Here is a 22,138-nt window from a genome sequence, read left to right as displayed (position 1 = left end):
CTCACCGGATCACCAAGGGAAACCAGATCAGGTCTTCCATCCCCGCCCAGATCCATAAACTGAAGCTGCTTTGCGCTTGCCAGTGATGGATACTCTGTTACCTGTTTAACAGGAGCAAAAGAGACCCTGAGGTCTTCACTATCAATATGCAGAGGACTCATATTGCGTTTATAATACCATCCACCCTCTTCCCTGACAACCATACCAGTGGTTCCATCACCATACAGATCAGTCCACTCAGCAGCACTCCCCTGCCCCGAAAACCGTATCCCTTCAAGCTCACCCGGATCGGTTTCTCTGATTACTGTATCGATCTGCGCCTGCGAATACTCAAACTGAAGTGGTGGAAGTGCTTTTTTGTTGTATTCGCTTTCAGAAACTTTTTTGTATCCACATTGTTCTATCGAGGTAATAAAGGTATATACCTCCATCCTCTCTCTTTCTCTCTCTCTTTCTCTCTCTCTTTCGCTATCGCTATCGCTATCGGTATCGCTATCGTCTCTATCTTCCTCCCCCTCCCCCACAGTAGAGTACCGAATATCAGTAGACCTCACCAAACAGTTCTCCCCAACACCGATTTCACCCTCAAAATGATGAAACATCAGAACCCGGCGACACAACCGGTAGGTGCGAATCTCAAAACCCGCTCTGAATGAAGAAAACGGGTCCACTCTGCATGGCCACGGGTTTTCTAATTCACCATCGTCATTTAGTGTCGTATCATCATCGGGCATAGGGTTATTTTTATCATGCTCACCGTAATCGAAAACGGTTTCAAACATAAAATCAGACCGGTCAAAACTGGTATCCGGGACAAGTGAAGGATTAAGAAAAGGCGTCTTATTACCGTACCATATCCGCTTTATGTAACGATTTGCTGATCTTGAAATGTCGGTGCGATTCTTTTCACTGATACACTCCGGTATAGTATCTGAATTTTCACTTCTGTACTGATAAAATATCACATTCCCCTTGTCATCATAACTCATTGTAATCAGCCATTTGAATATTCGGGGATTACCGGATGAATTCTCAGGATCTGCTATTCTTGAGTTTTCATTGAGGCCATAGACAGAGGTAATATTCTCTTTTGATATGACTCTCCAGTGAGAAGCATTGGAATCGATATGAGTCCATCGCTCTATGCGTGCAAACAGCCCTTCGGTGCGGGGGCGGTATCGTTTGATATCATATAGATTCTGGTCATAATTATTAAAGGGTACATCAGGTATCCACTCATCCCCATCCAATTTCAGAGCCGGCACCAGATCTTCCGCTTCAGAAAGAATGAACACATCGGATTCTTTGCTGTCCAAATAGCGAGGCAATCCCTTATCGGTCTTTCTGGTGATTGAAGGAAGAGAGAGGTTCCACCCCATACCGAAAATCCCATTACCTGCACCCGAATCGTAGGATAACGAAAGCTGTGGAGAAAACTCAGAGCGCCCCGGAGTAACATAGATAGGAACAGACATGGAACCAGTTCCTGTAACGGGATTGGCGGCAAACTTTTCCCCGATACCTCGAATCGCCCCACCACCTTTGGGAAGGGAGATGGAGGGGGTGGAGGATTGTTTTTCCGAAGATTCGGTTTTAGAGTTTTCGGCAGATGTATTCATATGGACCTTTGTGAAAAAATAGATATCCAATCATCAACATTTATTTTTAGTTTAATGCAAAGAGTTCAGTATTGTACATTCTAAGAGACAAAAAATTACTATTATTATGCCTTAACCGCAGCCATTTCTTCTAAATATTCATTAATCTTTCTAACAGATGGTGCCTGCCTCTCCATTTCTTTAAAATGCAGACTCAATCTCCATCTCCTTGTCCACGTAAGAGTTTCCGCATTAATAATAGCATCTTGGAGAGATTCCTTTGTAAGATTATCAAGCATTTTCATAATACCTACTTTTACATTCACCACTCTTAAAGCATTGTCCATTTGATCTTTTCCGAAAGGTATTATTACCATCGGTACGTTGTAATATATACATTCTTTTATGGTAGCAAGCCCGCCATGCACAACAGCAACACTTGAGTTTTGAAGCACTTGAGTTTGATTAGCCCATCGGACAACTTCAATTCTGGAATCACGCCTAAAAAAAATTGGTGGCCTATAAAGGCCAAACAAAGAATAACCAACTGCGAAATAAAATTCTTTTTCATAAACCGCTGAGAGTTCACGAGTAGTATCGAATAACTTTCTTGCCTTATCTTCATAATCCCGTACTCTTGACCCTGCTGTTACAAACACTTTCCTTGAACCTGTGGCCGGTTCGGCGTCTAAAATACAAGGCTCTACATAGATTGTTTTGCTCCGATGCACGAATTCAGGGTGATCCAACTCCTGAGGGCACGTGATAAGCTCATGTACATCTTCAAGTGGTGCAATAAACTGCACGATACTGTCTGTTGATCCATTGTACTCATTTCCCCCTGTAACAGCATTCATAAGCCACGCACTCTCTTCAGGAGAATGAAAGGCCATAAAGCGCAGAGAGGTTATGGCAGGATCTTCATCAGGATGACGAAGAAACGTTGTAGTGATCATCATCGGAACATCGTATTTGTAATGAATAAGTAAAGCCTCTAAGGAAACAAAAAATCCAGCCAGAATTAGGTCCGGCTGAAAATCGTTTATAATATCATCAAGCTCGCCATTTGCAATTCTTCGGCAATGCTCCATCCTTGAATGAGCATCGTGAGGCCTTTCCACCTCCAGGCTTGAATACCCGATGTCATACAGGCCATCAAAGGCAACGTCTCTGGGCCATTCCGGATCATGTGCGTCCAGGATTCTTTCACACTCCGGAGTACAAAGAAATCGGACCTCAAAATTATCATCAATACCATAAGTACTGGGGTTCAGTAATTTTTCCGCAATTGCCATCACAGGACGCCAATGTCCGGGTTCATATCGTATATCAGGCCAAATCAATACTTTTTTTGTTGTACCCATTATATTTTACCTTTCAAAAAATTATCGTGTGACCATTTTCTCTATACTGTTTACACTACTTGTACTGCTCTCAGATTTTGAAGGATAATTAAAGATCAGGAAAATATCCTCGACTTCAGCATCTTCTGGTGTATCTAGTTCAAATTCCCAGTCACCCAATGGAGAATCATATTCTCGGCTAAAGTCAGAGAGATTAAATACTTTAACCAAATTACCAATATCATCTGATGCACCAAATTCAGTACCATCAACTTTGAGCGTAAAATCACCAGAAACAGTTTCTTTTAGCTTAAGAATTACCGATATTCCTCCTATCTCAAGATCGTTTTCATTTGCTCGTTTAATGTAATCGGCAATAATATGGTAGATGTGGTTTTCTTTAAGGGTCACTGTTTCAGCATTACCCGTTAGAATTCCTTCAAGCTGAGCAGGAAAAGAATTCTTCAGACTTATAAGATGTGGAACATCATACATGTTATCTTCTAAACAATTTTTTAAATAGTTTGTAACAGTTGTTATAAATTGTGGAGATGAGGCTTCGCGAGCAGTATAATCAACAGTAACTATAACATCCGATATTGTATTATAATCAAATTGTCTGAATTCTTCCGGCAGTTCAAGCCTCCATTCACTGATTGCTCCAGCTCCCTCAAATGGCAAATATCTCTCATCATTGAAATTAAGCTCGAAAGTTCCGGAATCCATCTGAGCATTACTGGTCGCTATAGACATTGGAGTAATCGGATTGACTAAAAACCGCTTATCCTGTTCATCATCAGACTCAGCGTACCTTCCTTTGGTTAATTCCGAACTTACCCTTACTTTACTGTTAACTAATTGTAGTTTTGCATTTATACTGGTGTATGGACCACTTACACAAGGTATTGTAACTCGAACAGATTTGATTCTTCTGAAAAAGTGCCCCTGATAATCGAAATCAAATATTTCTTCAGGCAAACTAAAATCACAGGTTCCATTTTCTTTCAAGCGCAGCAGAGATAAGGGTTCAAGCATTCTTAAAGATACACTTTTGGTAATCTCATGCTCTCTTCTGTTTCTTTCTGAATACGAATTATCTAATTGCCGCAATTGTAACATCAATCTATTTCCGGCCAACAATCCTTTTTTTGAGGATTCCCATACTTCGGGAGTAATATAGGAACTACCTTTTATACCAAGCTCAAACTGATAAGCTCTTTCAGCTTTCTTTGCTGCACTATACGCAAGATCATAAAGAGTATTATAGGTCTTAGTAAGCTCATCAGACATCCATTGATATAATTGTTCATTGGAAAATTTTGACTCCATAAGCTCTTTAACTTCCAAAGCCTGCTTTACTTGTTGTTTATGGTTATCTAACTCCAATTGTGCAATTTGTATTCTGATTTCAGACGCGAGGATCTGATTATCTATATGTTTAATTTCTTTCTTCGCAACTTCTTCCTGTAGCTTCCAATCATTCCAGCGACGCTCATAAGAAGCTGTTGTTCCAAGAATGCTCGCAGCTCTGTCAAAGATTCCAGCAGTTTGTGTTAGAGCATTTCCAGCTTTTTCCAATGATTCAGAAGTCTTACTACCTCCCCCAAAAAGCCCAAACGCTAACGCTCCTCCTGTCATACCCAACAATGCTCCTCCAAACCCATCAGGTATAAGTGAAGCTGGTCCTGATGCCATTGTCAGCATCTGACCAACAAGATGGGTCACAGCAGCATTAGACATATAATTAAGCTGAGATTTTTCCTGATCAGTATATTTATCAATCTCTTTATAATATTCATACCTCTCTTCGGTAATACTCCTTTGCTTTTTAAGAACCTCTTTAGCTTCAACAGCCTCATCTAACGCACATTTTCGTATATCTGTGGCTAATTTAAGCATTTCGCTTTCATGATTTTGTCTCAAAACAGCAAGCTGTTCTGCATCTTTCTTCTCTATTGCAGAAAGTAACTCTGAACCAAAAGACTTGAGTTCATTGCATAGTTCGACTGCTTTTTGATAAACGATCGAATAACGATAGACACTTGGAGAAGTTTGCATATCCCTGAGAATAGTACCAATGTCTAATCCTGATCCTACCGCCCTTGCAACCATTCCCGGATCTATAGGTGGTGCAAACAGAGGGATCACTCTTTTTACACCATCAATGTTCATACTGTGACGAATTTTAAACAATCTGTCTTCAACCACGTTCCAATAAGAGAGAAGATTTGGATTGGTTGGAATGCAGAAATAATGCATTGTTGGTGCCATTCTTAACAGCTGAATAGAACGATAGGGAACATTTTCAACTGTAGGATCGTATCCATAATTGTAATGATAGTAGTAGTATCGTGAGGGATTTCTTCTCGCTCTCCAGAACCTAACCTTCAATGGTGGAGGTGGAGGTATGTAGTTTTCAAGCTGAATAGTAGTATTAGAAAATTCATCTAATCCTTTATCTTTCAGTTGTTGGTAGGTCATTCCCGGCATCTCATGTAGTTTAGGTAAAATCCTTGGTTTTTCACCTAAGACCTCTGTAGCTTGAACGTAAATATTAGTAGCCTCATTTATGGCTTCCATGTGATCAAGCCTGAATAGGCTATCCCCCCAGTTGATAAGATTATCAAGGTACTTCATTACTACTGCTTTTTGATAAGCAGCGACTCTTATTCTTGCAATAAGATGTGGTTTGAAAGGATCATTTTTCCAGATATCAATCAATGATCCTAACGGTGTATCATCATCTTTATTACCAGATTTTGCCACAGCCTTATATATCGAATCCTGTACTCCTCTGTTTGCAAAGAGTGGCAGAAAATTCCAATATCGTGCTCCTGGAGGAAGCGACCATGCCCAACGCTGCGTTTTCTCATAGGTGGTAAACTCACTACCAGGATTGAATATGAAATGAAACCAACGCATTGCTTCTTCAAACTGATGATCTTTACTCAGTCTTGTCGCTATATATAATGGTAAATGGAAAAACATCTCCCAATTATAGATTCCATAGGGACTTTCCAGGCAAAAATCATTAACCGGCGCAGGATAATTGCCAATGATAGCATTTGAAGGCAAGTATTGGTAAGCAAAAGAGAGATTAGCAAGATGGCGGGCGTGTTCATCGCCGGCTATTTGATACCCCATGGGATAAGCCTCTTTTGCATTAGCCTGTGTTGCTCGGTTAAGAAGATCATCTATTGAGCTTAAATTTGCTTTTCTCTCTAATTCATCAGCAAGAGGATGATAAAAGTTTTTTATTTCATGATGAACAGTAGGATCATTCTCCGCAACTACGCGCTTGTCACAGCTAACAGGATTCAAGTAGAATGTTTTTCCATTCTGCTGAAAGAAAAAAGGCCTGTAGCTTCCATCGAGAAAAGATAGATTAGATGGAAAGCACACATACGTTTCTGGTGTTTGTTTGAACAGAGGGTTATTCTTTGGATATTCCAAAGAATCAATTTCTGTTTCGTTATTTTCATCACATTCTTCTGCCCTGTTGTGGCGCATCGAAGTATTAGATGGAATTGTCGGAGCCTCCATAACATCAGGACTCTCATCAATTGAGTGGAGAGTTGCGCTATTATCGTATCCGAACTCAAACCTTGCAATAGAATTTATTGACTCATGTTCTTTTGTAAACACCTCTTCAACTTCTTCATAGTAATATCTTTTCCTTCTTCTTCGAAATAATCTACGCAACCTCCTCCTTAAAACTTTCTTTTTTACCACTATCTCTTCAATAACACGACTAAATGCATATACAACAACATCAACTTTTTCTGCGGTTACTTCGGCTTTGAAATGAAATAAATCAGTTGGCTCAATCTGTTCGTGATCAATATTTTCAAGCGCATGGATCAAAGTATTTTGAGAGATTCTTTTTGCGCTCCATTTTCCATTAGAGTATTCACTCCAGGCCAGTTTTAGTTCAAAATACCTGATAGTTTCTTCATATTTTTCATCATCATCAGATTTTTTATTACCTTCTTCTTCAGATACATCCCTTTCAATAACCTTCTCTTTAAGTTCGATAATAGGCCAAAACAGATATATTTTATTACGAAATGGCACCGGAATTACCAGATCAGAGTTGATGTCAAGATCCACCTTATCCCATGGGCTCCAATGGCTCAGTCCCGTTTTATTCTCGACATTTCTCCTGTAATAATAGGAATGGGGCGAATGATAGGTTCTGCCAACAACATGTAAAACGCTTTGACTTTCATTTCCCTCGTGGTATGAACCAATGATCTCCAAATTGGAAACATCACTGAGCCCGGATGCATAAGCCTTGAACGCTTCTTCTGTTGAATGCTTATTTAAATCCTTTTTCATCAGTTCTGTTTCAAGTTCCTGGAAAAGAGGTGTTTTGTCATCCCTGAATTCGGGATCCAACCAGTTCTCGGGATAAAGAAAGATTTTGCGATTCGCTTCCCAAAGCCTGTAATTTTTCATCCACTTCCATTGGAGTTTCGTTTTATCATCAATAAGCACATCAGGTTCAAAATTAAGTACTGCTCTTTGAACAAACATTTGAATTGTACTGTTAGCCTGAACTATTCTTGTTGTTTTTACGACCGAATCCATACTTACATCGATAAGAAACCGTGAATAAATAGCGGCTATATTGTAAAACTCTTCTCTGCAATCAAGAAACACCCAAATATCCTCATTGAGCACACAGTCTTCGTTAAGACCATAATAATCCTTTAGTTTTGGCAAATTTGCTTTAACTGTCTCAAGAAGAGGAGTCCCTTCCTCACCCCTTTCAAACTCATCTCCAAGTTTGTGTAAAAGTAGTGTACTGAGTATTTCAAGCTGAGAAATAGTAGGATCTGGATTTGGACCTTCTTCATCATCGAGATTTCCAATATACCTTTCTGTGAACAAATAGGCACACAGAGCGTCTCTAAGTCTTAATCTGATTTTATCTCTAATTGGTTCGCCATAGTCTGCCCATTCCTGAGGTGTAAAATGAGATTGAACAGCAGACATAAGAGCCTGGCTTTCATGCAAAGAATTATTTGATTTCGGTTCTGGCGGTGGTGGAGGTTCTGCGCCATCTCCATCAATTTCAGGGTAATCATAAAAAATATTGTACCCCAGGTTCGCCGAAACACCTGTTTTATCCAACAGAGTGATGGCATTATTTAATAAAACAAATGTAGAAACAGATTGTAAGTCATCATCATCTAAATCAAAATGAGTCATAATTTCTTCAATGTCATCAATTGACCAGTTTAGCATTCTTCCAACTTGCCGTTTTTTCGCGATTAAATTAGAATATGTAAACTTTAATATTTCAAAAAAATCAATAATTTCTCTTGCAAATGGTAACTCAGTATTGAGTATATATATGTCAACTAGTCTTAAAAACCTTCTAAAATTAGCTTGTAAAACAGGACCATCGAACTCGACTCCAAGTAAATTCATTAGTACTCTTATATTTACTAACTTATTATCAATAAGCTCCTGTAACAAAAACTTAATTTCACCAGATGCGATATTCATCTTTTTTATCAGATAAGCACTATTTGCTATTTTATTTAGATCTAACTCTGTATAGCGTACAGTGTTTTCTGCACCTAAGAGATCAACTACGTAATCATCACTTTCTAAATCCCGCCACAAACAACTTATATTAATTATCTGTGAAATATCTTCTAATCCATCACCTTCAGGTGCAATCCAATTGATGGTAACAGGATACACTTTCCCCTTTTCAAGATTCAAATCATCTGGATCCAGTTCAATAATTTCCCCATCTTCATCTTTTTCGGTGACCGTTACTATGATTTCTCCTATATCGGGCAATTCATATTCCTCATCTACCCACGAGTTAACAGTAAGTTCATAATTACCACTTTTTTCAACAAAAAGATTAGTCTCCCAAAGCGCATTGCGAGTATCAACTGGTAGTTTTTGCACTTCAATTTCACTACCAGCAATAATCTGCACGGAAGGTATATAGTTTGGCTCTGATATAATCTTTCCTGATTTTAGACTTCTTTCCGTAGAATATCTTCTGCTCCACCCGCCTTTACTGTTTTCTACCCATCTACCCAGAAGTTTTTCGCTATATTCAGTACAATTTAAAACCTGCTCCATCAAAATTTGAGTTAAATCATCAGCAATACCTACTTCAGAAGAGATCACATTTATTATTGCTTTCTCAATAAGATCTTCACTGTTATTTTCGTATTCTTCATCCTGCTTCAGCAGTTTGACTTCATGATGTGCTTGAAGTATAGTCTTTAATTCATCCTTTTCAGAAGGCACCCAACGTATATCTTCAGAGTTTTTTCCTGTTAATAAGTATTCAAACTCTTTTAAATTTATTTTAAATTTTCTTAACTTTTTAACAACATCTCTCATTCCATATAGAAAGTCTGTATCAAAGTAATTATTAAAAAGAGGCTTGAGTCTATAAAAATCAGTTATACTGATACCTAAAGTTTTTGAGAAATCTGCCACTCTAAACAGTGTACCAAGATTTGGAGCAGACAAATCTGTTTGCCTTAAAATAGCAACAGCATCTTTTACTATAGTAACATCAGGAAATTCATGAACACAAATCAAAGTAAGATCTTCATAGCTGATTCTCATAGCAGCTAAAAGCGTTTGCACATCCCCACCAAGTTTGTTACGACTATCAGTTTGGAATTTACCACGAGGTTTATAGGTGGTATCGTTTAACATTTCCCTCCATACCGATGCCCGTTCAGGAGAGTGAATTTTGGAGATAAACAAATCTTCAAGCTGAGATGAAACTCCACGATTGAGGTTCACAACGTTAACTCTGCTGCTGTACCATGTAGCTGCTTGTAACGGTGATACAGAGAAATCCTCAGCAACCCTGAGATAAATATAAAGATCATCAATATTTAATCTTTTATCAGGATCAATATCGTATGACAGTAACTGGTCAACAGTAAAAAAATCAAGATTTAAATAGGTACAAAGTCTTAAAAAGCGAGCCATAACGGTAAACCTATCAGAATCAGTACCCCCTATTCGCATCTCATCTACCGCACCTCTTTCATAACTATCATCCTCTTCACCTTCATTTTCCCCTTCAATATAGAGAGCACCGTCCCAATTAACTATCGCGGTAGACAGAATATCCAAAACACCATCAAACGACAATCCAGACCGTCTCATGAATACGCCTACATTTGAAAGATCGCTTATCCATCTTCCTTCTCCTTCATGCTCTAAGCCATACCCCCATAGTTCACATGGCCTACATCTATTATGTTCAGAAGGTTCACTGGCCACAAGATCCCACATGCTATCTGTCATTTCGAAAAAGGAGCATTTCTCCTCTTTACAGCTTTTGTCTAAAATGTTTGTACTCTTATTTAATACATGGTAGAGCTGATATCTTTTGCATTCTCTAAGCTGTAAAAATTCATTTATTTCAACAAAGGGAAGACTAAAGGGAAGTTTGGCAGGATAAACTGGTATATCCATTACTTCATAGGCACCGTTAACATTATGTTCGGGTATCACCCTGCGTTTTTGTGCATCTTTTCCGGTTTGCGGGTATGGCTCAATATAGTATAGATTACCTTGACCATCCGCCTCAGTCTCCTCCACCATTTTAATGACATATCGCCATCCATCTCCAATCAAATGACAAATTATGTCATCGTTTTCATCATTTGCATCCTCAGCTATGATCTTCGAATCGTCATTTTCCTCTGGTTCTTCTTCAGGCTTTAAAGGCTGTCGATAAAAGGAGTCATCAATGAAAAAACCTTTTGCTGCAAATGATTGGCGCACGAATGGAGGAAGATCAATCTCTTCAATTTTACTGAAATCAGAATCCAAATAATTCTCGAAATCTTTGTCCCCATTATCCCTGAAAAAGAAACTACGTATACATGCTGCATTCTGTAAGGCCTCATTGACCAGATCTATATAGGCAACGGGTCCGTTAGTGTTTCTGCAGGAAAGATCAGTCTGGGCAAGATCGGGTCTTCTTTCAAACAGGGTTGTGCGGGTTTCACGGTTCAAAAACTCCAGAAGATCTACTGTGTATGCTGACGGGCTAAATACAGACTGGCACTCTTCGCACTTACACTGATTTTGATTACCAAAAAGTGTGACGATGTCAGGAATAGCAGGGGGTATAGCTCTGGGCCTCTCTTGTGGCTGTACTTCCTCACTTTGCTTCGACACCTCCTTTGTTGCAGTGCTCATTGCACCAAAAGTAGTGGTCGCAATACCAGTTGATAATTTTTCAGGGGCATTAGTTTCTGTTATTGGGGGAAGTGATTGACCTTTAAAATCAGACTGTTGATTAAAAGTCCCCATCAAAAACAATGCCTGGCTTGCGGTATGCACCGCAGCATCATGAATCGTATGCGCATCATCAATACCATCTGCAATCTCAGCAAAATCTCTAACGAATTCATCACCGTTACGATGAGCTATAGCCATAGCAGACGTTAGCTTTTTCTTCAAAAGACCATTTATAGCTTTAAAACGGGGGGTTAGTCGGTAAATTCTTTGTACTGTCAAAAGTTTGTTATATAAATTTGCCCGTTCCTTGCTGAATTCACCATCCTCCAACAATGTATCTGGGTCGATGGTTTCTGCAAAATCAAAGTCTTCTCGGCCTTCTTCATTTAAAAAACTTTTCACTTCCTGCCAACCAGCCCAATGGTCGTTTTCTTCTAATTCTAATGCGTTTAATTCATACCTGAACCGTTGCATTGCAAAGGTAGCAATGATTCTCTTATACAGAATATGAGCATAATTTTTCCTCTTCTCTAAATCGGATTCACCAGGAACATTTTCAGGCCACCTTTTTACTTCATATTCTCCATCCTCAGATACGGTAGTGCTCTCACTTTTTACTTCATCATCATCCACAGGTTCGTCTTCAGAATCGTCCTCATCTTCATCTCCAGACTCAACGTCATCAAAGTTCTCAATTCCATCGATTATTTCATCCCAATCATCTTTTTCGAGAGTTACAAAATCTTCCAGTGATTCAAATTGAAAGTCAGTGCATTCGCTATTTTGGCTTTTAGCATATTCAATCATGCTGGTAGATAACGGTTCAAATTCATCTGCAAAGAAATAGATGTCAAAATAGAATTGCAGCCGCTTGATTTCTTCCTTTGGAGAAGGACCATCTTCAGTTGTTGTTGCCAACTTAATAGCTCCCTCTTCCTCATCCTCCTCTTCAATCTCTTTCTCAATGTGTTCCCAAAACTCATCTATACTATGGGAATATCTTGCATATATCTCTCGTACTTTTTCATCAAGAGTTCCAAGTTCAGCCAAATGTAAAAGCCTACTTGTATCCGTCTCCTCATCAATCCCCAGTAGCTCCTTATAAATAGTTTCCCACTCCTGAGATATTTCACTAAGGTTTTCTTCCAGATCGGAAGGTAAAATATCCTGAACAATTGCAGAAACAAGTATACTGTGTAGTCTGCTTGGCGAAAGATTTCTCAGTTCATAAAAGGTATTGATAGTTCCGGCTTTTATCAGTGCATATATAACCCTACTATCTATCAAATCAGGGAGATCAGGTGCTGTATCTTTCAATGCATTCTTAAGGTCATTAAATAATATCAATGCACGGGAGCGGTTTAAAATTTTATTTTTAGGTTGGTTTGTGACCTCAGCTATATATTGCAATATCTCAGTTTTCCAAAATGCTTTAATTACAAGTTCATCAGTTAAGCCAGCCTCTTCAAATGCCTCAGACAAGTCATTGTATTCAGATAAATCTGTATTGGAAGGTAAATCTACCCTTAAATCTATGGTAAGATTTTTTCTGGGATTTCTATAAAGAGATGATTTTGTCAGAACTTCCGGGACTCCATCTTCCGGGACTCCATCTTCCGGGACTCCATCTTCCGGGACTCCATCTTCCGGATCTCCATCTTCCGGATCTCCATCTTCCGGATCTCCATCTTCCGGATCTCCATCTTCAGGATCTCCATCTTCAGGATCTCCATCTTCAGGATCTCCATCTTCAGGATCTCCATCTTCAGGATCTCCATCTTCGGTTCTCTCAATTTTGGCAAAGATACTAAGCTGTTCCGGTGAATTTATACCTAAAACTGACAAAGGGTCATATTCAATGGCATATTCACCTCTGTTAGATGTTTCAGCTGTGCCTATTAGTGTCTCCTGGAATTCCCCGTCCCTTAAGGCCAAATTTACCAGTTTTACTTCTATTGAACTCACCGGGTAATCTAAGGTGTTGGTTACCGTACCAGTGACTTTATACATTTCGGGTGGTTGAGGTAGTGTAACATTAAAAATCTCATTAGCTGAAGGTGGGTACTGTACATTGCCCTGAGCTAGCAGATGATCACTCTCGTTATAAACCCTCACAATGAGGTTTGGATAGGGTCTTGTTGTCTCACCATGCTGAAAATCATCTGATGTATAGCTTAAGCTGTATACACCTGTGGCATCAGTTTCTACTGAGCCCAAAAGATATTCTGTAGTACCAACCAAATCAAAAATTTTCACAACACCTGTACTATGGGGCGTGTTGTCTGCATTATGTACTACTCCGCTAATGCTCCAGCTTGAAGGTTCATCATCATCATCATCATCGTCGTCATCCTCGCCCCCACTGTCGAGGGTAACATTGTAATGAAAAGGTTGTGTTACATCGGTGATAACTGATGATGACCAGATCACCCGTTCATCATAATCTAAAATCTTAATAACCAGATTTGGACTCGTACGGTTTACATCACCACGCTGAAATTGTGATTTTGAATAGGTGATAGTATAGTTTCCATCATGTCCGATGCCATTTTCACCCAGGTAGTACTCCACCCCATGATAACTATCAAAAGCCTGAATTTTTCCCCTGTTAAAGGGAGTTCCATCTACATTATATACAGTTCCATAAATATTCCACACATCAGGTACCGGTGAAGACATCGTGTGCCCCTTTCAGTTTTTCAATATCGAACAATGTAAATAGTTTCTAAACGCTTAAATATATTCTTAAAGACAAAAACAGATGTTACCAATTGTACTCTATAAAGAACTACTGTTACAGCTCATCTGAAATGCATCAATTTGGGTGTCAATTGAAGTTAGCCTGAAGTATGTAATGCATTCCGAAAATTTTATATTTAACTTTTAAGTAACATACTATCAATCTAACTACGAAGTCAAACTTTTTTTTTCCATTTTTTATTTTTTATGAAAAGCAGCTCATTTTTGACGTTTTTAAACCGTTTTATAACCACTTTTTAAGGTCCGCGTCTAAATTTTTGGAAAACCACTCGAAATGGAAGGCATTGATTTAGTACGGGATGGAGGATCACAAAAAGGCCAGTAATTAAAACTGGAGGTGACTTGTAAGGAAAAGTGCTTAGAGATCACTGTGGTAATATAGGTAAACCTTTTTTGTTATCTAAAGGGTTTTTGCATGGAGATAGTAGAATACAGCCAAGAGGTGTAGTGTTAGAGAAATACCCTCCCACACACATCACTCCCAATGCTGAAGCAAGACACATAAAATAAAGTTACTTTTGGTTAACGATCAGTGCTACGTATCAATTTTTGGTCTAAGTTTTACCTCGGATACATAAGCCACATCCTCCCAAAAACCGCCGTTTGAGAAGCATTAAATGAATATTATATTATGAGTATAATTCCAAAGGACATCGTCGCGAATACTGATCAGGAGCGCATTACTATGACTATACAAAAAATATCCCTTGATGGCGATTGGCAGTTTTCGCAGGCTTCTGAGGATGTTTTTTATCCGGCCAGAGTACCTGGCTGTGTTCATACAGATCTTTTTAGAGCAAACCTTATAAAAAATCCCTTTTGGGGGTGTAATGAGAAAAATCTTCAGTGGATAGAGAACTGTGACTGGATCTATAAAAGAACCATCAATATCCCAAAGACACTTCTTAAAAGGGAACATATTGAACTTGTCATGGAAGGGGTCGATACACTCTCTACAGTGTATTTTAACGGAAATACAGTAGGTTCTACGGAAAATATGTTTACCGGGTATCGTTTCGATATAGCGCCCTATATTCGTGAAGGCCATAACAGTATTACCGTTAAATTTCATAACCCGATGGATTACATTGCCCAAAAGCGAAAAAGTCACTCCTTCGATGAGTGGAACGATCCTGTGGGCGGAGCTTCCAACATTCGAAAAGAGCAGTGCTCTTTTGGCTGGGACTGGGGGCCTCGGTTTGCCACCTGTGGAATCTATAAACCGATCTCTGTTCAGGGATGGTCCCACAACAGAATCGAATCGGTCGAAATCAGTCAGAAACACTACTGTGATCATGTCAGATTATCAATTAACCCATCACTTGTTAAAGAAAACAGAAAAGACTACCATTTCCAGTACTCTGTTTCTCTAAATAGTACCGTTATAGCGAAGTCAGCTACTTCTGAGATGCTAATCAATGATCCTCAGCTTTGGTGGCCAAACGGTCTTGGTAAACAGCCGCTCTATAACCTGGATGTTTCGCTTTTTTACAAAGACACATTAATTGACAGTTACAGTAGCGGCATTGGTTTGCGTACCATAATTCTTGACAGGCATACCGATTCCCAGGGTGAAACGTTTCAGTTTGTCGTTAATGGCAAAGCTGTTTTTGCCAAAGGTGCTAACTGGATACCAGCAGACAGTTTTGTGACCCGAACAGATGAACACACCTATGATAATCTGCTTTGTTCAGCCAAAGATGCTAATATGAACATGATAAGAGTCTGGGGTGGCGGAATTTATGAAATGGATATCTTTTATGATTTATGTGACAGGTACGGACTATTAGTATGGCAGGATTTTATGTTTGCCTGCTCTCTTTACCCGGGAGATGATCATTTTTTGAGTTTGGTTTCTGATGAGGCAACCGGTCAAATAAAAAGACTGCGTAACCATCCCTGCATGGCTTTATGGTGTGGTAACAATGAGCTTGAACAGATTCAGGATCTTAGGACCGGCAGCTCAAAAGTCAAACTGAATTACGAAAAGGTGTTTTACCGTTTACTGCCTGAATTAGTAAAAAACTATAGTCCACCGATCCCCTACTGGCCCTCATCACCCCATAACCCGGAGGGTTACAACTCAGGGTTCAACAGTGAATCTAAAGGTGATGCTCATTTTTGGGATGTGTGGCACAGCAGAAAACCAGTAAAAACCTATGAACAAACCAATTTTAGATTTTGTTCTGAATTTGGAATGCAATCATACTGCTCCGAAGAAACTGCCAGAAGTTATACCGATGATCTTAATGTTTTTGCCCCTGCTATGGAAAACCATCAGAAACATCCGGCGGGAAACCTTATAATTATGGAGTATATATCAAGATTGTACCGTTTCCCCAAAGACTTCTTCTCTCTTTCATACCTTTCACAACTCAATCAGGCATATTGTATGAAAATTGGTGTAGAGCATTTCAGACGATCTATGCCCCATACTATGGGAGCACTCTATTGGCAACTGAATGATTGCTGGCCCGGAGCATCCTGGTCGGGTATTGAATATGGAGGACGATGGAAAGCGCTTCACTTTCATGCAAAACGTTTCTTTGCCCCGGTGCTGGTATCTGCTCGGCTAAAAGGTGATGAATACGCGGCTAAAGCAAATACAATCATAAATACTATATTCACCGCGGATCTGTACACTACAAGCGATCTTCCCGAAACACTCCCTGTAAAGTTATGCTGGACACTCTTTTATAAAAACGAAATTGTCGCTCAATCGAGTATTAAATGTATTCTTAACTACGGTGAATCCAGGCATCAATCCAGTATCGATTGTACCGACCATATAAACCGGCATGGAAGAAACAATTTAGTATTACGTATCTATCTCAAACATAACGACAGTGTCATTTCGCAGAACACAGCGCTGTTTACCGCCCCCAGGTTCCTTGATCTTCAAAAACCTCATATCACCTACGATATAAAACGCGTCTCATCATCACACTATTCGATTCTGTTTAACAGTGACACCTATGTTCACCAGTTGTTTTTCTCTATTGACGGGATTTCTGTTAATGCAAGTGACAACTATTTTGATCTTTTTCCGGGTGTCGACCATAAGGTGTTATTCACTACGAAAGAAAAATTGGCGGAAGAGGATATGGGGAAAAGAGTGCGGTTATTTTCTCTTACAGACAGTTCATATTGAATGAACCGGAAGTGTGTACCCTAAAATAAACAGACAGTTTGCGATTTCTATAAAGCAGGTCTAAGAAGCCAACTTTAGCTCTTAGTTAGGCTGAACCCTGCACTATTGTTCCCATTTTAACCACTTCATTTCGCTTGCCTTAGAGTCCACATTTAGAACAGTTCACAATATTTTACTAAATTTTAGCCTTTAGTGCCCAATAGTATTAATACATTTTTCTTCCTTCAGCCCGGGTAAAATGGTAATTTTATAGGTATGGCAACCAAACTAAAGATCATTAAGGATTGGGATTAAGCGCTAAGCTAACGGTTTAATGTGTATCATACCAGCTCTGTGCTTTTTCAATACATAAAACTCATGAATACTAAAACAGCAGCTTTTAAGAAAACCCTTCTGCTCAGTGCGGTGATTCTATCCAGCGCCACTCTGCTTTCAATAATCTTGTTTAGTTTTCGCCCAGCAGAAGAGAAGATCACCTACACTCTTTTCCCTGCCGACCCTCTTAAAGTAAGCACAGTGGAAGATTCACATGATGGTGGAAACTCACGTGTAGTATCCTTTAAAATGGATTCACTTCTTCATTTTCAATATACCCTAAAAGGCGGCTTTAACTATCCCTATGCAGGAATAAAGATAAGGCTGGGTGAAACCGATACCTGCGGAATAAACTTTTCACGCTACGACAGCATCGCCCTGAGTATCACTTCAAACTCAACAGACGCGGTGCGGGTATTCTTAAAAGAATATCATGCCACAATTTTTGATCCCAATGACCCTACCTCCTATATCTATAAAGAGATAGAGTATGTTCCGGGAACCGGCCAAAACGAAAGAGTGTTTTCGCTTCAAGACTTTACCTCCCCTGCATGGTGGGTAATCGATAAAGAGTTAGAGAAGGAGATATTTCATCCACTACAAAGAGTCTCCTATATTGAAATACTAAATGGCCTGATTCGCTCAGATGAGGACACCATAGGGGTAGTGGTTTCAAACATTGAATTAAGGGGTAAAGACACCAAATTTTCCTCATTAATAACGGGGTTACAGCTTTTTATATGGATTGGAGCCATTTTTTGGACCCTGCCACTACTAATCAGAGCCTACAGAAGAGAACTAAAGTTTAAAAAAAGACATTTAAGCATGCTTCAAAGCAGCACCCGTGTTGAGCTAAGTGATAGCGAAAACGAGAGTGCTTCACGGATTTTTCAGTACCTGGGTCAAAACTTTACTAACCCCGAGCTCACTCTTGAGAAAGTTGCCCGGGGTGCAGGTGTTGCCCGTAACCGTGTAAGCGAAGAGATACGCTCACAGCTTAACACAACATTCAAAGGCTACCTCAACGACCTTCGTCTCAATGAAGCTTCCAGGCTTCTTACCCACACCCAACGGCGCATTACCGAGATCGCACTTGCCGTTGGCTTTAATAATATCAGCCACTTCAACCGCCTGTTTAAGGAACGATACAAACAGTCCCCAAGAGAATACCGCACCTCTACGCAAAAACAACAAAACAGTGAAGAGGTAAGGGACTGTACTTGCAGTAAAACATGACCTTAGGATAACTTAACATTTAAGCAACGCCTTACATACTTATTATTAAGTTCTTATTCCTTTACAAACCTTGCCCCGAAAATACCATCCATTCCATGTTCAAAAGGATTAATCCTTACCAACCCTTCACTGTCCACATAAAAATCGGGGATAGAATCGGGCACTTCATCGAGTTTAAATTCAGGATAATTGGAAAGAAACCATTCAACCTGTTGTTCGTTTTCCTCGGGTTCCAGAGAGCAGGTAGCATAAACCACAACTCCCTGTTCACCCACTAATCCCGCGGCACTGCCAAGAAGCTCTCTTTGCAGCGTTACTATGTGCTCGATATCCTCTGGTGTTCGAGCCCAGCGTCCATCGGGGTGGCGCTGTAGCACACCGGTGCCGCTACAGGGAGCATCAAGAAGCACCTTGTCGAAGTGCCCTGTAAATGGTGGATTAACACCATCACTCACCAGAGGATAGATATTACCGGGATGCATACGGGATGCGGTCTGCAGTACCTTTCTTAGCCTGGGTAGTTTAAGCTCAGCTGCTACGACCGTGCCCGCTTCCTGTAGCAATTCGGCCATAAGTATGGTTTTTCCACCCGGTGCAGAACACATATCGAGTATATGTTCACCACGCTTTATATCCATAAGGGCAACAATCCACCCTGATGAGGGTGCCTGCACATTGCATAAGCCGTGTTTAATGAGGCGGATATTTTCAGGATCGAGAGACTTTTTCAGTCTGTAATAAAGGTTGAGATATCCGGTGGCCTGATCGCAAATATCCCGTACATCAGCCTCAAACTGTTGACGGGAAATATCGCGTAATTTTCGGCGCAAGTAGGTTGAAGGCTTCTGATTATTAAATGTTAAAAGTTTTTTAGTCCGGGCCAGCCCGTACCGCTCCAACCACCTCTCCACAATCCATCGGGGGTGGGAGAATTCAACAGACAACCGTTCTATAAGATCTTTTTGTGGATCGGGAAGAGAAATTTTGTGTTTATCTTTTATAACATTTCTCAGTACCGCATTTACCAGCCCCGAAGCAGCCCGGGTGTCTTTAGCAGCCTTAGCCTGATTGACAGACTCATTTACAGCGGCATGATCGGGTACTTTATCCATGAAAATTATCTGGTATACTCCGGTTTGCAGTATACGACGCAGCGCATCTGAGTGCCTGCCCTGATCTGCCGATACATACTTATCAATAATATAATCAAGCAGTTTTCTCTGTCGCACCACACCATATACAAGCTCAAACACAAACCTGCGGTCTCGGTGATCCATTCTGCTGCTCTTTATTGCTCTATCCAAAATAGCCTGTAAATTTTTATTTTGACGATCGAAGTCGGATAATACCTGTATTGCAAGTTGTCTTGTATTCATCCTAAAACAGTTCCTTTTTTTAACTTTGTTCCACGCACAAATGCCCCCGCGTCCATCTTTTTTCTTCCCTCTGGTTTCACTTCAAGAATTTTTAAGCACCCGCTACCACACTTAACCATGAAGTAATCCCGTTCTACTGCGCAAATTTCACCCACCTGGCCACTACATTCACACTCCCGGTGAGCTTCTGCCCATTCAACAGAGAGTCTCTTTTTATTATATATTGTATAGCTTCCGGGAAAAGGCTTAAATGCTCGTATTTTGTTAAAGATCTGCCCTGAAGTAAGCCCCCAGTCTATTAATGCTTCACTTCTTGAAAGTTTAGGAGCTTTTGACTCCAACTCATCACTTTGCCTTATACTCTGTATAGTGCCGGTATGGAATTTTTCCACTACCTCCTCTATAGCATCCGCTCCCAGAGTACTTAATCTTGTATAAAGCTCAGGGGTGGTTTCCTTTGAGCCCACAGCAGTTTTTTTCTGCAGCAGGATCTCTCCGGTATCGATGCCTTCATCTATTCTAAAAACTGTTACTCCGGTTTCCTTCTCTCCAGCTTCAATAGCTCGGTGAATAGGGGCTGCACCCCTGTATTTGGGAAGCAGTGAAGCATGCACATTGATCGTTCCAAACTCAGGGATCGAGAATATCTCCCTGGGCAGTATTCTGTAGGCGATAACCACAAATACTTCTGCGTTTAGATTTTTCAGTTGTTCTGCAAATTGTGGGTCTTTAAGCCTGGGGGGTTTTAAAATCGGACCCAGACGATGAGTTTTGGCGTACTCAAACACCGGTGATTCTGCAAGTTTAAGTCCCCTGCCTCTGGGTTTGGCAGGAGTAGTAACCACACCCTTTATCGTGTGCTTGTGTGCCAGTTTCTCTAAAGCAGGTATTCCAAAATCTGCACTACCCATAAAAACTATGTTCATAACCAAAAACCATTATTTTCCGGATTAGGGGTTTTCTTTAGTTAAAAAGAAAGAAAATACGATATTGAAACCCTATACCCTACAAATTTTAACCCAATATGGTGTTATTACGCCACCTTTGGTTTATAGAGGTTGCTTCTTAGCGCTCCATGAGCTAATTTGAAAGAACCGCATATTTTTCATTTCTCAGCAGCTCTTGGGAGGCATTATGACAAGCCCGTTTACTCCTATTGAAAACCCCAGCCTTTTCTGTCGGTTCTGTTCTAAAATAGTTCCCGCACAGCTTGATAGAGGAATCGCAGAGAATGGAAAAACTATCGACAAAAAATCGACCTTTGAATACAGTTGCTCAAAATGCTTTAAAACATCCTGCTACTGTGGAAAAGATTTGCTTGAAATAAACGGTGAGGATGAAACTGATGAAACCCGCACCTATTCACCTCGTGAACATTATTTCATCGGCGAGGAAATTTTCCATAAGACATTTGATGAAAACGGTCTGGTTGTAGGCAAGGAAAACGGTTCTAACGGTAAAATACTGGTGCATTTTGAAAAAGCTGGCCTCAAAAAACTCATTCAGGATATCTGATATAGCCGATACCGATGAATTTTCTCACAATTTTACTGCTGGCTGTTGGTCTGGCAATGGATGCCTTTGCCGTTTCTATTGCAAGCGGCATTTCAATTAAATCCATGCATATCTATCAGCCGTTTGTGATTGCATCATTTTTTGGCATCTTCCAGGCACTGATGCCTGTTTTAGGATGGTGCCTGGGAATTAGAATCGCTGATACCGTGGCTGGTTTTGACCATTGGATCATTTTTGCGGTTCTTTCATTTATAGGGCTAAAGATGATCTATGAGGCCACCTTTCTTAAAGAAAGTGAAAAGGTTTCGGCCTCATTAGGGATATACACCCTTTTTATCCTGGCCGTTGCAACAAGCATCGATGCCTTTGCTGTAGGCATCACCCTCTCTCTTCTTCACTCTAATATTTGGTTTGTCGTTGTAACCATTGGGCTGGTGACTTTTATACTATCGCTGGGTGGTGTCTACTTGGGAAAATCGTTTGGCCACCTCTTTGAAAACAAAATTGAGATCGCAGGGGGTATACTTCTTATAGCGTTGGGGACAAAAATTCTCGTGGAAAACTTATATGGATGGCAGATCTTTTAAATTTTCG

The 22,138-nt window shown here is 40.1% G+C and carries 9 protein-coding genes; 4 read left to right on the top strand and 5 right to left on the bottom strand.

Translation table 11 applies throughout. The features are described 5' to 3' along the window. The 3 genes from QA601_15245 to QA601_15235 form a co-directional block, all read right to left on the bottom strand. A partial coding sequence (locus QA601_15245; protein MDG5816451.1) for a SpvB/TcaC N-terminal domain-containing protein occupies positions 1–1,619 on the bottom strand: 1,619 nt, incomplete at its 3' end. A gap of 104 nt (positions 1,620–1,723) precedes the next feature. Then, positions 1,724–2,962 carry a glycosyltransferase gene (locus QA601_15240; GenBank protein ID MDG5816450.1) on the bottom strand — a complete coding sequence of 413 codons (1,239 nt, stop codon included), beginning with the start codon at positions 2,960–2,962 and terminating at the stop codon, positions 1,724–1,726. 21 nt (positions 2,963–2,983) lie between these two features. Then, positions 2,984–13,870 (bottom strand): neuraminidase-like domain-containing protein, encoded by a 10,887-nt coding sequence (locus QA601_15235; protein MDG5816449.1) that lies wholly within the window; start codon positions 13,868–13,870, stop codon positions 2,984–2,986. A gap of 766 nt (positions 13,871–14,636) precedes the next feature. Here QA601_15235 and QA601_15230 point away from each other — a divergent pair. Both QA601_15230 and QA601_15225 read left to right on the top strand, forming a co-directional pair. Next, positions 14,637–17,102: a hypothetical protein gene (locus QA601_15230; protein MDG5816448.1), complete on the top strand. Its 2,466-nt coding sequence runs from the start codon at positions 14,637–14,639 to the stop codon at positions 17,100–17,102. A 357-nt stretch (positions 17,103–17,459) separates the two neighbouring features. Beyond that, the gene (locus QA601_15225) at positions 17,460–18,653 is read left to right on the top strand and encodes an AraC family transcriptional regulator (protein ID MDG5816447.1); all 1,194 of its coding nucleotides are present in this window, start codon (positions 17,460–17,462) and stop codon (positions 18,651–18,653) included. A 53-nt stretch (positions 18,654–18,706) separates the two neighbouring features. Here the strand turns inward: QA601_15225 and rsmB are convergent, their stop codons facing one another. Continuing rightward, on the bottom strand, positions 18,707–20,029 hold the full coding sequence (gene rsmB, locus QA601_15220; protein MDG5816446.1) for a 16S rRNA (cytosine(967)-C(5))-methyltransferase RsmB: 1,323 nt from the start codon (positions 20,027–20,029) through the stop codon (positions 18,707–18,709). Further along, on the bottom strand, positions 20,026–20,955 hold the full coding sequence (gene fmt, locus QA601_15215) for a methionyl-tRNA formyltransferase (protein MDG5816445.1): 930 nt from the start codon (positions 20,953–20,955) through the stop codon (positions 20,026–20,028). The genes rsmB and fmt overlap by 4 nt, the downstream gene beginning before the upstream one ends. A 208-nt stretch (positions 20,956–21,163) precedes the next feature. On the opposite strand from fmt, the gene QA601_15210 reads away from it, so the two are divergent. Further along, the gene (locus QA601_15210) at positions 21,164–21,544 is read left to right on the top strand and encodes a hypothetical protein (protein ID MDG5816444.1); all 381 of its coding nucleotides are present in this window, start codon (positions 21,164–21,166) and stop codon (positions 21,542–21,544) included. Positions 21,545–21,558: 14 nt separating this feature from the next. Further along, positions 21,559–22,131 carry a manganese efflux pump MntP family protein gene (locus QA601_15205; GenBank protein ID MDG5816443.1) on the top strand — a complete coding sequence of 191 codons (573 nt, stop codon included), beginning with the start codon at positions 21,559–21,561 and terminating at the stop codon, positions 22,129–22,131. Positions 22,132–22,138: the final 7 nt, after the last annotated feature.

It is taken from the genome of Chitinispirillales bacterium ANBcel5, from assembly GCA_029688955.1.
GTDB classification, from domain to species: domain Bacteria; phylum Fibrobacterota; class Chitinivibrionia; order Chitinivibrionales; family Chitinispirillaceae; genus Cellulosispirillum; species Cellulosispirillum alkaliphilum.
The sequence above is the reverse complement of the archived record's forward strand: the minus strand, read 5'-3'. Positions and strand labels throughout refer to the sequence as shown.